The following is a 12488-nucleotide window of genomic DNA, read 5'->3' on the forward strand; positions in this document are numbered from 1 at the left end:
GACGAGACGTGATTACCGCCCAAGCCTTTTCAACCATACAGGCCATCGAACGCAGTGCCTGGAACGACTGTTTTCCAGGGGCCCTGGAGGATTGGGACTATTACCTGGCCGTGGAAAAAGCCGCCATCGCCGATTTCCGCTGGCGCTACCTGGCGGTCTACGAGGGATCGACCCTGGTGGCGGTGGCGCCGGCCTTCACCACCCAGTACCGGCTCGATACCACGGTTTCGGGGCTGGCCAAGCGCTTCACCGAGCGCCTGGAACGCCAATGGCCCGGGGTCCTGCAACTGCGCCTGTACGCCATCGGCTCGCCAGTGGCCGAACAGTGCAATGTCGGCACCGCCAGCCATGTACCGGCCGAACGCCGCCAAGCCCTGCTGGACGAGTTGCTGAAGCTGGCCCGGGCCGACGCCGACAGCTTCGGCATCGGCCTGATGGCGGTCAAGGACGCCGCCAGCCACGACCGGCAATGGGCCGCCAGTTGCCTGGCCGCCGGGCTGCAGGCGATGCCGAGCCTGCCCAGCGCCCTGCTGCCGATACCCTTCGCCTCCATCGACGCCTACCTGGGCACCCTGGGCAAGTCCACCCGCAAGGACCTGCGCCGCAAGCTCCGGGCGCCGGCGCCGCGCATCGAGTGGCGGCAGCGGATCGATGACGTGCTACCGGACATCATGCGCCTGTACGAGGCGACCCTGAACCGCGCCGACCTGCAGTTCGAACGCCTGCCGGCGGAGTACTTCACCGGCATCCTCGAACAGCTGGGTGAACGGGCCGCCTGCGTCCTGTACTGGGTCGGGGAGCAACTGGTGGCGTTCAACCTGGTGCTCATCGACCAGCATCGGCTGATCGACAAGTTCTTCGCCCACGACCTGGATGTCACCCGCGAGCACAACCTGTATTTTCGCAGCTGGCTGGCCAACGTCGACTACTGCATCCAGCAGCGCATCCCGCTGTACGAGTGCGGCCAGGCAGGTTATGCGAGCAAATTGCGCCTGGGCTGCCATTTCACCGCTAACATGCTGTTTTTCCGCCACCGCAATCCCTTGCTCAACGCGTTGCTGAAGGTGATAAAACGCTTTGTCCGCCCGGATCGCTCCGACCCCGCCATGGCCGCTGCAATAAGCGAAAGTACATGACCAGAAAAGATCGTCGTCCTCCCCGCCCCTTCGCCATCTCCCGCTGGAGCCTGCAGCGCAAGCTGGTGCTGGCGTTCTGGCTGGTCAGCGTGATTCCCACCATGATCGCCGCCGAGCTGGCGGCCACCACGTTGTCGGAAATCTTCGACAGCAACGTGCGGATCTGGCTGCAGGAATCCACCAAGATCGTCGAGGACGAGATCACCGAAATCCTGCGCGACAACGCCCGGATCGCCCAGCTGTTCCTGCGCTACACCCGGCCCCCGGGGGAACGCAACGCAGCCAAGCATGACAAGCTCACCGCCGATATCGCCGACTCCATGGGCATCGATGTAGTGGCGCTGATTCGCAAGAGCGACCACAAGGTGATGTTCACCACCGCCGCCGACGATGTGGTCGGGCAGATCAGCACCGCTTCCAACGCCGTGTTGCAGACCATCCAGGTCGGCGGTGCGGCCACCGGCGTGGTGGTCTCGACCTTCCAGACCAACCTCGACGGCGTCGACTACCAGTTGTTGATCGCCACCTACCTGGACGCCAGCTTCCTCACCAGCGTGGCCGACGTGCACTCCCTGGACCTGCGCCTGTACCTGGCCAAGGCCGACGACTTCTCGGAAATCTTCGCCACCCAGCGCTTCGAGGACCACCCGCCACAGGTACCGCACCGGATCGAGGACATCCTGCGCACCACGCGCCAACCCACCGAGCAGTTCACCAGCCGCTACAGCGGACTGTACCGGCCGATCTTCAACGACAGCGGCGACCTGGTGGGAGTGATCTTCAGCGGCCTGCTGCGCCACAGCAGCCTGGTGGGCCTAGTCAACCAGAGCAACCTGTTCATCCTGATCTTCCTCCTCAGCTCGGCGGCCTCGCTGTGCGTCGGCTGGCTGGTGTCGCAACGCCTGACCCGGCCCCTGCGGGGCTTGTCCAAGGGCGTACAGGCGGTGATCAGCGGCGACTACCGGCAACGGGTGCCGGTGATCGGCGGCGACGAGCTGGCGGAACTGAGCAGCACCTTCAACCACATGACCGAGCGCCTGGGCGAGTTGCAACACCTGGAGGGGCAACTGCGCCGCCGTGACCGCCTGCATGCCCTGGGCGAGGTCGCCATGGGCCTGGCCCACGAGATCCGCAATCCGCTGGGCATCATCAAGACCGCCACCCAACTGCTGCACCGCAGGGCCGACCTGCCCGAGAACGACAAGCGCCACCTGGAATACGTGATCAGCGAAGTCAGCCGGATCAACGACCTGATCACCGAGTTCCTCGACTTCGCCAAGCCCAGCGCACCGATCCGCGCCACCCAGCCGGCGCGCCCCCTGCTCGAGGAGCTGCTGGGGTTCTGCGGCCCGGAACTGGCGACCCACAACATCGACGCACGCATCGAGGACCTGGCCCCGGGCGCGACCATCCACGCCGACGCCCGCCAGCTCAAGCAGGCCTGCCTGAACCTGATCCTCAATGCCATCGACGCCATGCCCGAAGGCGGCCGCCTGACCCTGGGCATCGCCCAGCAGGAGGACGAAACCATCATCAGCATCGGCGATACCGGCCAGGGCATCGAGCCGGACATGCTGGAGCGCATCTTCACGCCATTCGTGACCACCAAGGCCTCGGGCACCGGCCTGGGCCTGGCCAAGGTCTATTCGATCCTGGAAAGTCATGACGGCCACATCGAATGCGCCAGCGAAAAGGATGCCGGCGCCACCTTCAGCCTGTACATTCCGGCCAATGGTGAAGACGACGAGGATGATGAGGACCGCGATGACGCATAACCTGTTGGTGGTCGACGACGAACCCAAGCTCTGTGACCTGCTGTCCTCGGCCCTGGGCCAGAACGGCATCCAGGTGTTCACCGCGGGCAACGGCCTGCACGCGCTCAAGGTGCTGGAACAGGAAGATATCGACCTGGTGATCAGCGACTGGCGCATGCCCGGCATGGACGGCCCGCAGTTGCTGGGCGAGATCAAGCAGCGCTACCCGCAGTTGCCGGTGATCGTGATGACCGCCTACAGCACCGTGAAGAACGCCGTGCAGTCCATGCGCAACGGCGCCTACGACTACATCGCCAAGCCTTTCGACATCGACGAGCTGGACATCACCGTCAGCAAGGCCCTGCAGTTTCGCGACATCCTCAAGGACAACCAGCGCATGCGCGCCGAACTTGAGGAACACCAGCAGATCGACAGCCTGGTGGGCGACAGCCCGGCCTTTCGCCAGGTGCTGCAAGCGGTGGACTCGGTCCGCGAGAGCAATGCCACCATCCTGCTCACCGGCGAAAGCGGCACCGGCAAGGAAATGGTCGCCCGGGCCATCCACAAGCATGGCAATCGCGCTGGCAAACCATTCGTCGCGGTCAATTGCGCGGCCATCCCCGAAGGCTTGCTGGAAAGCGAGATGTTCGGCCATCGCAAGGGTGCCTTCACCGGCGCCGTGGCCGATCGGGTCGGGCGCTTCCAGCAGGCGGACAAGGGCACGTTGTTCCTCGACGAAGTGGGCGACATGCCCCTGGCCCTGCAAGCCAAGATCCTGCGCGCGCTGCAAGAGCGGGTGATCGAGCCGGTGGGCGATCCGCGGGAGCGCAAGGTCGATGTGCGGGTGATCGCCGCGACCAACAAGGACCTGTTGCAAGCGGTGGCCGACAAGGAGTTTCGCGAAGACCTGTACTACCGCCTCAATGTGTTCCCCATTCCCTTGCCGGCCCTGCGCGAGCGCGTCGAGGACATCGGCCCGCTGGCCCGGCATTTCGCCCACAGCCTGGGGGCCACCGCCGGCAAGCGCATCACCGGCTTCAGTCCCCAGGCCTTGCAGGCCATGGCCAACTACAACTGGCCGGGCAATATCCGCGAGCTGCAGAACTGCGTGGAGCGGGCGACCATCGTCGCCACCGGCCAGACCATCGAGGAAAGCGACCTGCCGGGCTACCTGTTCGATACCCGTGCCGAGGAGGGAGCCGCCAGCGTCGCTCTCAACGTCGGGCCGCAAGTGCCCAGCGATCTGGACGCTGCCCTGGCCGAAGTGGAAAAGGCCTACATCCTCGCGGCCCTGCACCAGAGCAACGGCGTCCAGGCCGCCGCCGCCCAGATGATCGGCATCTCCGAACGCAGCTTCTGGTATCGCTTGAAGAAACTCGGGATCCAGGTGGACAAGATCGTTCGCTGACGCGAACAGCGACAAGCTGCAAGCTGCAAGCTGCAAGCTGCAAGCGAAAATCTATCCGCTTGAGGCTTGGCTCAGAGCATGCGTCCCACTTCCAGCGGCTCGATCTGCGCCCAGTGCGACGTATCTTCGCGATGACTTTGCAGGTACGGCAGCACCGCCGCCAGCAGCGGCGCCTTGAACGCTTCCTGGAAACGATGGGCCAGCCCCGGGATCAGCTTCAACTGGCTGCCCTGGATATGCGCGGCCAGATGCACCCCATGCATCACCGGCAGCAACGGATCGGCAGTGCCGTGGACCACCAGGGTCGGCACCCGCAATTGCTTGAGCATGGTCACCCGGCTCGGCTCGGCGAGGATCGCCATGATCTGGCGCTTGACCCCCTCGGGGTTGAACGCCCGGTCATAAGCCAGCGCCGCCTGGTGCAGCAATACCTGGCGATCGTCATGCACCTTGGGGCTGCCCAGGGCCGCCAGCAAGTCCGCCTGCTGTTCCAGGGCCGCCTCCCGGTTGGGCGCATTGCGCCGCGACAGCAATTGCACCAGCGCCGCGTTGGGTGCCGGCAGGCCTTCGGCGCCGGAACTGGTCATCACCAGGGTCAGGCTCTCGACCCGCTGCGGAGCCATCGCCGCCAGGTGCTGGGCGATCATCCCGCCCATGCTCGCCCCCAGCACATGGAACTGCTCCACATGCAGGGCATCCATCAGCCCCAGGGCATCATCGGCCATGTCGGTCAGGGTGTAGGGCGCGGCCACTGGCAGGCCGAGCTTGTAGCGCAGCACTTCGAGCGTCAGGTTGGCGCTGGCCGGCGCCTGGCGCCAGGTGGACAGGCCGACGTCGCGGTTGTCATAGCGGATCACCCGGAAACCTTGCTGGCACAGGGCGACCACCACCTCGTCCGGCCAATGGATCAACTGCCCGCCCAGGCCCATGACCAGCAGCAGGGCCGGATCCGAAGCCCGGCCGATGCTCTGGTACGCCAGGCTCACCTGTGGCAGGTCGACCCGCTGGGTCGCCACATCGACGTCGCAACGCCCGGACGCAAAAACAAACTGGCCGAGCAATAGCCCGGCCAGCAAGAGACAACCTGAAAGAAATCTTGCCCGCATGGAAAACACCGAAACGCAGAACCCCAGTGGAGCGCGAGTCTGATGAAGTTCGATGATTCGCGCTGCCACAGTTGCGTGACAATTTGATGAAGATTGCCCCGACGGTCGTGCCCGCCGGAACGGCATGGGGCAAAACCCCGGATAAAGCGGCGCCAGTGGTCGACAGCCCCTTAAACATGAGACAAACTCACCAACCTTCGCACTTATCAGTAAATTTACTCATGGAGAGCCCGGTGCTCGAGATCCGTCACCTGAAGACCCTGCACGCCTTGCGCGAAGCCGACAGCCTGGTCGAAGCCGCCGAACGCCTGCACCTGACCCAGTCCGCCCTGTCCCACCAGTTCAAGGAGTTGGAAGAGCGCCTGGGCATGCCGCTGTTCGTGCGCAAGACCAAGCCGGTACGCTTCACCAGCGCCGGCCTGCGCCTCTTGCAACTGGCGGACGCGACCCTGCCACTGCTGCGCGGCGCCGAACGCGACCTGTCGCGACTGGCCGGCGGCACCGCCGGGCGCCTGCACATGGCCATCGAATGCCACAGCTGCTTCCAGTGGCTGATGCCGACCATCGACCAGTTTCGCGACGCCTGGCCTGAGGTGGAGCTGGACCTGGCTTCGGGCTTTTCCTTCGCCCCGCTGCCGGCCCTGGCCCGTGGCGACCTGGACCTGGTGGTAACCTCCGACCCGGTGGACCTGGCCGGGATCACCTACGTGCCACTGTTCACCTACGAGGCCATGCTGGCGGTCGCCAACCAGCACCCGCTGGCGGGCAAGCCCTACGTAGTTCCCGAAGACCTGCGAAGCGAAACCCTGATTACCTATCCGGTGGAGCGCGATCGCCTGGACATCTTCACCCGCTTCCTGGAGCCGGCGGACATCGAGCCGGCGCAGGTGCGCACCTCGGAACTGACGGTGATGATGATGCAGCTGGTGGCCAGCGGTCGCGGCGTGTGCGGCATGCCCCATTGGGCGCTGCATGAATACAGCTCGCGGGGCTATGTGAAGGCCAAGCGGCTGGGGGAAAAGGGCCTGTTCGCCACCCTGTACGCGGCGATTCGCACCGATATGCTGGACGCGCCCTATATGCGTGATTTCCTGCTGACCGCCAAGGACACTTCGTTCTCGACCCTCGACGGGGTCAGCGCGGTGCGTTGATTGCCCGAAACTGCCGGTGGCGGCTCAGCCTTGCTCCGGTAGTCGGTACCACATGTGGATCTTGTCGAAGTAGTCATCCCCCACTCGCACCGCCAGGGGTTCGAGGCCGTACTGGACGAAACCGCAGCGCTGGTACAAGGCCAGCGCCGAGTCGTTGCCCGCCGTCACCGTCAGTTGCACCAGGCGCACGCCTTCGTATTCCGCCGCTTCGGCTAGCAGCTCCTGCACGAGGCGCAGGCCCAGGCCGCTGCTGCGCTGTTGGGCGGTGACGTACAAGCCAAAGAGCGTCGCCTTGTGTTGGGCTTTTTCGCGCAGCTCGAAGGCCAGGCCAACGACCCCCACCAGGCGCCCATCGCAGAAGGCCCCCAGTAGCACGTCCAACTCGCCATCCAGGCGCGCGGCCCACCAGGTCAGGGGCAGTTTTTCCCGCTCGCGGACACTGGAGGTGAATGCCTCGGGATGGCGGTCGTAGGCTTCGAGCATCAAGGCCCGGTACTGCTCGACATCCTCCGGGACCAGGCGCTGGATCTGCATGTTCAATCGAGGCTCTTCTGTCCGGTGATGAATGAGGCGGACTTTATCTTGCCGTCCTGCACTTCATAGATGGCTACGGTTTCCAGGGTTCCGGTGCCGTCGCTGAAAGTGCGGCTGATCAGTTCATGATCGATGACCACATTGCCCATCACCGAGCGCTGCAGCAGCCGGGCGTGCAGGTTGGGCTCCTGGAAGCGCAGTTGCGCCCGGGCCCGGATCTCTTCATGACCACGGGCCAGCAAGGTCGCCGGATGCTCGTATTGCCGGGCGTCCCTGGCATAGGTCGCCAGCCAGGCCTCCAGGTCCTTGCGGTTATAGGCTTGCAGTTGCTCCTCGACCACGGCCTCGGGGCTGGAAAACTCTGTCATGGCACTACTCCTGTGTTCAGTTGGCACGACGTTGTTCGAACATCAAGCGCACCGCCAATCCTGCCAGCACGAAGCCCATGAAATAGCGCTGGACCGACAACCAGGTCGGATTGCTGGCGAACCAGGAGGCGATACCGGCGGCGAACAGGGCGATCAGCAGGTTCACCGAGAAACTCACGCTGATCTGGGTCAGGCCGAGGATGATGCTCTGGGTGAATACCGAACCGTATTCGGGGTGGATGAACTGCGGGAAGATCGATAGGTAGAACACGGCGATCTTGGGATTCAGGGCACTGGTCAGGAAGCCCATGGTCATCAGCTTGCGCGGCGAATCGGCCGGTAGTTGCTGGGCCTCGAAGGGCGACCGGGCACCGGGCTTGAGCGCCTGCCAGGCCAGCCACAGCAAGTACAGGGCACCTGCCCACTTGAGGACCTCATAAGCCATGGGCACCGCCATGAACACGGCGGTGAGCCCCAGGGAGGCGGCCATCAGGTGGACGAAGAATCCCGCCACCACGCCCAGCAACGAGGTTACGCCGGCCTTGCGTCCCTGGCAGATCGAACGGGAGATCAGGTAGATCATGTTCGGCCCGGGGGTCAGCACCATCAACAGGGAAGCGGCGACGAAAATCAGGTAGTCGTGCAGTGGAATCATGGCAGTCCTTGGCAAGTGATCGATCAGGCGAGGGTCGCTTGAGACTGGCGATAAAACGGCAAGATCAGATCCCGTGTCAACGGCGCCAGGAACAAATCTCCGTCGCCGGCCGGATCGATCCAGCGCACCTCCTCGATCTCCGCTGCCGGAGTCACCGGGGTATCGATACGGATCAGGAAGACCTCGGCCTGCACCACATGGCCGGGCTCATTGGCCGCGGGAGCCGAGAACTGCTGCAGGTAGCGGGCCTGGGCAGGGTCGATGCGCAGGCCCAGTTCCTCCTCCAGCTCGCGGGCCAGGGCATGCACCGGCTGCTCGCCGGCCTCGATCTTGCCGCCAGGCTGCATGAAGGCGCGGGTGCCGCGCTTGCGCACCAGCAGGGTGTGGCCGTCGGCGCCGATCAACAGCGCGGCGGCGATACGAATGATGGAAGGATCAGCAGAAGAAGCAGGCATGACGATGGGGTGACCTTGGAAATGAAGGGGCAAGGATCACACGTGCCGCCCTCCCGACGCTATCGAGCAATGGTCTTTCGCTGTCGCTCAGGCGCCCACGGTTTCTTCCCGGGGCAGCTTGACGAACACGCTGTAACGCGCGCCCTCCATGGTTTCGAAGGCGATCAGCTTGTCCACCAACGGCAGGTTGAGCACCTTGCCGGCATTGAGCAGCAACATGCCGTTGTCGGCGTTGAGGTTGCGCGCCAGGATCATGCCCGGCGCCAATTCGCGGGTGCCCAGGACCCGGACCGACGGATCGCCCAGGGTCACGTCGCACAGGTACACCGAGCACACCTGGATGAAACCCTCCACCAGCTGCGGGTCGTACAGGCGCCCGGCGTACTTGCGAATGAAGACCAGGGCCTCGTCGCTGTTCATGCGGCGCTCCAGGATCAGGCCGCACTGCAACTCGATGAAATCCACCGCCAGCTTGAGCACCCGCGAGCCCAGGGGGATAGCCTCGCCCCTGAGCCGATCGGGAAAACCGCTGCCGTCCCAGTGTTCCTGGTGATGACGGATCAGCCGCGCGGCATCCTGCACCGGCTCCAGGGTCATCAACAGCGATTCGCTCTGTTGCGGATAGGCCCGGTAGCGCTCGCGTTGCTGGTGATGCAGCAGGTCGGCCGGGGTGGTCATCAGCTGATCGCTCCAGCTCAATTTGCCGATGTTGTGCAAGGCCGCGGCCATGGCCAAGTCGCGCTGGAAGATCGCATCCAACCCCTGGATCGTGCAGTAGGCACGTACCAGCTCGATGATCCGCCGATTGGTCTGCTTGGCCAGAGGCAGGCGCTGGTTGACCAACAGGGAAAACAGTTCGGCACCGGTGGCATAGCTGTGCTTGAGCTCCTCGTAGGCCAGGTCGAGCATGTCGGCGGTCTGCTGCAACTCGGCGGTGCGCGCCGCGACGCGTCTTTGCAACTGGACGTTGAGCGCCTTGAGCTCAGTGTTCTGCTGGCGCACCAGAAGCCCCAGGCGCTGGCGCTCACGCTCGGCATGCTGGTGGTCGAGGGCCTGGCGCAGGGCCAGCAGCAACTCCTGGTCGTCCCAGGGCTTGTTCAGGTAGCGATAGATCTCGCCCTCGTTGATGGCCCGGGCGACGAGCCTGGGGTCCGGGTCACCGGTCAGCAGGATCCGTGCGGTGTCCGGATACTGCTGGTGGATGCGCGCCAGCAGCGCCGGGCCATCCATCTGCGGCAGGTGGGCGGCGCTGATCACCAGGTCCACCTCGCAGTGGCCCATCACGTGCAGGGCCTGGATGGCGTCCCGGGCAAAATGCAGTGCATAGGGATGGGGGCTGAGCAACTGGCGCAGGCGTTGCAGGACCAGGTCCTGGGCGTCCACCAGCAGGACCCCGGGCAAGCGGGAGACTGTGACAACGTCCGGATCACCCATGGGGACACCTCGGGTCAACGTTGATGCACGCGTCCATCATTGCGTGTGCCGGCAACAACGAAGCTTGCTGCCTGATTGAAGATTAGAAGAATTTCCAATTGCGATGATGGCTTTTTAACACCACTCATCCAGCGACAGTGTCCCGCTGTCGTTCAGCGACGCCCCTGGCCAGTGGCGAGGGGCGCTGCCGGTGCACTCACTTGGCGGCCTTGCCGCCGGAGCCGAAGGATGCAAAACGCTTGTTGAAACCGGCGATACGGCCTTCGGACTGGGTCTTGCGCTGCTGGCCGGTGTACACCGGATGCGAGGCGCTGGAGACGTCCAGGGCCACATAGGGATAGGTCTGGCCGTCGCTGTACTGGTGGGTGCGATCGGTGTCCACGGTGGAGCCGATGAGGAAGAACACATCGGCGGCGGTGTCGTGGAACAGCACGGTGCGGTAATCGGGATGGATACCGGATTTCATGGGGGGCCTCCAGGGCGTTTGGGTGAATTCAATACGTTATAAAATAACACATCATAACTTTCCAAACGAGAACCGATTGCAACAAGCCCCTGGCTGCCTGTCTGTGCCGCGCCAGAGCGGCTGATCAGCGGTTGCTCCAGCAAGGAGATCGCCCGTAAGCTGGAAATTTCCACCGAGACGGTGAAAAACCATAAGACAATCAGCGCCAGCACGCTGGGGCATGGCGTCCCGGCTCCGGCTGTTCGCGGAACTTTCTTCAGGTGCATGGCGCCTGATAGCCGGCCCGGCCTGTCGCCGCGCCTGGACATAACAATAAGAACCAGCGCTCCAACAAGAATGAGTACCGACAAACGATCTGATGAGTCCGAACCAAGGAACCCGTATGAGCCTGTCACTCCTGAGCCGCTATGCCTTCTTTGCCGCCTGCGTGATATTCACCCTCGCCAGCCTGCCCTTCGTCGAATATGACTGGGTCTGGCCCTTCACCCTGGTCACCGGCCTGCTGAGCCTGCTGGGGATCTTCGACCTGCTGCAAAGTCCCCATGCCGTACGCCGCAACTACCCGATCCTGGGCAATATCCGCTACCTGGTCGAAGGCATCCGCCCGGAAATCCGCCAGTACCTGCTGGAATCCGACAGCGACGCCCTGCCCTTTTCCCGGGCCCAGCGCTCGCTGGTCTATTCGCGGGCCAAGAACCAGAGTGCGGACAAACCCTTCGGCACCCTGATCGACGTCTACCAATCGGGGTTCGAGTTCATCGGCCACTCCATGCGCCCGGCGCCCCTGAGCGATCCCGACAGCTTTCGCGTCACCGTCGGCGGCCCACAGTGCACCCAGCCCTATTCGGCCTCGGTGTTCAACATCTCGGCCATGAGCTTCGGTTCCCTGAGCGCCAACGCCATCCGCGCGCTGAACCAGGGCGCCAAGCTCGGCAACTTCGCCCATGACACCGGCGAAGGCAGCATCAGCCCCTACCACCGTGAACACGGCGGCGACCTGACCTGGGAACTGGGCAGCGGCTACTTCGGCTGCCGCACCAGCGATGGGCGCTTCGACCCGGAGCGCTTCGCCGCCCAGGCCAGCAACCCCCAGGTACGGATGATCGAGATCAAGATGAGCCAGGGTGCCAAGCCTGGCCACGGCGGCATCCTGCCCAAGCACAAGGTGACCCAGGAAATCGCCGATACCCGGGGTATCCGCATGGGCGAGGACTGCATCTCGCCATCGAGCCACAGTGCCTTCTCCACCCCTATCGAAATGATGCATTTCATCCAGCAGTTGCGTGAACTGTCCGGTGGCAAGCCGGTGGGCTTCAAGTTCTGCCTGGGCCATCCGTGGGAGTTCATGGGCATCGCCAAGGCCATGCTGGAGACCGGCATCCTTCCGGACTTCATCGTGGTCGACGGCAAGGAAGGCGGCACCGGCGCCGCACCGGTGGAATTCACCGACCATATCGGTGCGCCGATGCGCGAAGGCCTGCTGTTCGTGCACAACACCCTGGTGGGCCTGAACCTGCGGGACAAGATCAAGCTCGGCGCCAGCGGCAAGATCGTCAGCGCCTTCGACATCGCCAGCGTACTGGCCATCGGTGCCGACTGGGCCAACTCGGCGCGCGGCTTCATGTTCGCCATCGGCTGCATCCAGTCGCAGAGCTGCCATACCAACAAGTGCCCGACCGGCGTGGCCACCCAGGACAACCTGCGCCAGCGGGCGCTGGTGGTACCGGACAAGGCCCAGCGGGTGTACAGCTTCCATCGCAATACCCTCAAGGCCCTGGCCGAGATGCTCGCCGCCGCCGGCCTGCAGCACCCTTCGCAATTGGAAGCCAAGCACCTGGTACGGCGCATGTCGGCCACCGAGATCAAGCTATTCTCCCAACTGCATGTATTCCTCAAGCCCGGCGAATTGCTGACCGGCGAAGTCACCGGCGAGTTCTACTCGCGCATGTGGCAACTGGCCCGCGCCGACAGCTTCGAGCCCAACACCCCGGCCGCGGCCTGATCGCGGCCCCCGGGCCTGC

Annotated in this window: 12 protein-coding genes and 1 pseudogene; 6 read left to right on the plus strand and 7 right to left on the minus strand. The window is 64.2% G+C overall.

Going from position 1 to position 12488, the window contains the following annotated elements:
- The first annotated feature begins 8 nt into the window (after positions 1–8).
- From C4K40_RS24915 to C4K40_RS24925, 3 genes are read left to right on the plus strand one after another with little or no spacing between them, the layout of a single operon-like run.
- Positions 9–1136 (plus strand): GNAT family N-acetyltransferase, encoded by a 1128-nt coding sequence (locus tag C4K40_RS24915; RefSeq protein ID WP_053131702.1) that lies wholly within the window; start codon positions 9–11, stop codon positions 1134–1136.
- Positions 1133–2911 carry an ATP-binding protein gene (locus C4K40_RS24920; RefSeq protein ID WP_053131705.1) on the plus strand — a complete coding sequence of 593 codons (1779 nt, stop codon included), beginning with the start codon at positions 1133–1135 and terminating at the stop codon, positions 2909–2911. The genes C4K40_RS24915 and C4K40_RS24920 overlap by 4 nt, the downstream gene beginning before the upstream one ends.
- The gene (locus C4K40_RS24925) at positions 2901–4298 is read left to right on the plus strand and encodes a sigma-54 dependent transcriptional regulator (protein WP_053131708.1); all 1398 of its coding nucleotides are present in this window, start codon (positions 2901–2903) and stop codon (positions 4296–4298) included. The genes C4K40_RS24920 and C4K40_RS24925 overlap by 11 nt, the downstream gene beginning before the upstream one ends.
- 71 nt (positions 4299–4369) lie before the next feature.
- Here C4K40_RS24925 and C4K40_RS24930 read toward each other — a convergent pair whose 3' ends face one another.
- Positions 4370–5404, minus strand: a complete 1035-nt coding sequence (locus C4K40_RS24930; RefSeq protein ID WP_053131711.1) for an alpha/beta fold hydrolase — start codon at positions 5402–5404, stop codon at positions 4370–4372.
- 233 nt (positions 5405–5637) lie between these two features.
- Here C4K40_RS24930 and metR point away from each other — a divergent pair, with 233 nt between their 5' ends.
- Positions 5638–6555, plus strand: a complete 918-nt coding sequence (gene metR / locus C4K40_RS24935) for a transcriptional regulator MetR (protein ID WP_053131712.1) — start codon at positions 5638–5640, stop codon at positions 6553–6555.
- A 24-nt stretch (positions 6556–6579) separates the two neighbouring features.
- On the opposite strand, the gene C4K40_RS24940 is transcribed toward metR, so the two are convergent.
- The 6 genes from C4K40_RS24940 to C4K40_RS24965 form a co-directional block, all read right to left on the minus strand.
- Entirely contained in the window at positions 6580–7089 is a 510-nt protein-coding gene (locus tag C4K40_RS24940; RefSeq protein WP_031321378.1) for a GNAT family N-acetyltransferase, read from the minus strand.
- A 2-nt stretch (positions 7090–7091) separates the two neighbouring features.
- Positions 7092–7457 carry a nuclear transport factor 2 family protein gene (locus C4K40_RS24945; protein ID WP_022643458.1) on the minus strand — a complete coding sequence of 122 codons (366 nt, stop codon included), beginning with the start codon at positions 7455–7457 and terminating at the stop codon, positions 7092–7094.
- Between the two features lie 16 nt (positions 7458–7473).
- The gene (locus tag C4K40_RS24950; protein ID WP_022643459.1) at positions 7474–8112 is read right to left on the minus strand and encodes a LysE family translocator; all 639 of its coding nucleotides are present in this window, start codon (positions 8110–8112) and stop codon (positions 7474–7476) included.
- A gap of 23 nt (positions 8113–8135) precedes the next feature.
- Complete coding sequence (locus C4K40_RS24955; RefSeq protein WP_053131715.1) at positions 8136–8567, minus strand: NUDIX domain-containing protein; 432 nt, start codon at positions 8565–8567, stop codon at positions 8136–8138.
- Positions 8568–8654: 87 nt separating this feature from the next.
- Positions 8655–10001, minus strand: coding sequence for an HD domain-containing phosphohydrolase (locus tag C4K40_RS24960; RefSeq protein WP_053131718.1), 1347 nt, complete (start codon positions 9999–10001; stop codon positions 8655–8657).
- A 196-nt stretch (positions 10002–10197) separates the two neighbouring features.
- A complete protein-coding gene (locus C4K40_RS24965) occupies positions 10198–10467 on the minus strand; it encodes a type B 50S ribosomal protein L31 (protein ID WP_053131721.1) in 270 nt (89 codons plus the stop codon).
- Between the two features lie 120 nt (positions 10468–10587).
- On the opposite strand from C4K40_RS24965, the pseudogene C4K40_RS24970 reads away from it, so the two are divergent.
- Both C4K40_RS24970 and C4K40_RS24975 read left to right on the plus strand, forming a co-directional pair.
- Positions 10588–10686: pseudogene (locus C4K40_RS24970) on the plus strand (LuxR C-terminal-related transcriptional regulator); the annotation flags it as partial.
- Positions 10687–10849: 163 nt separating this feature from the next.
- A complete protein-coding gene (locus tag C4K40_RS24975; protein WP_022643463.1) occupies positions 10850–12469 on the plus strand; it encodes an FMN-binding glutamate synthase family protein in 1620 nt (539 codons plus the stop codon).
- Positions 12470–12488 lie beyond the last annotated feature (19 nt).

It is taken from the genome of Pseudomonas sp. CMR5c, assembly GCF_003850545.1.
In the GTDB taxonomy this organism is placed as follows: Bacteria; Pseudomonadota; Gammaproteobacteria; order Pseudomonadales; family Pseudomonadaceae; genus Aquipseudomonas; species Aquipseudomonas piscis.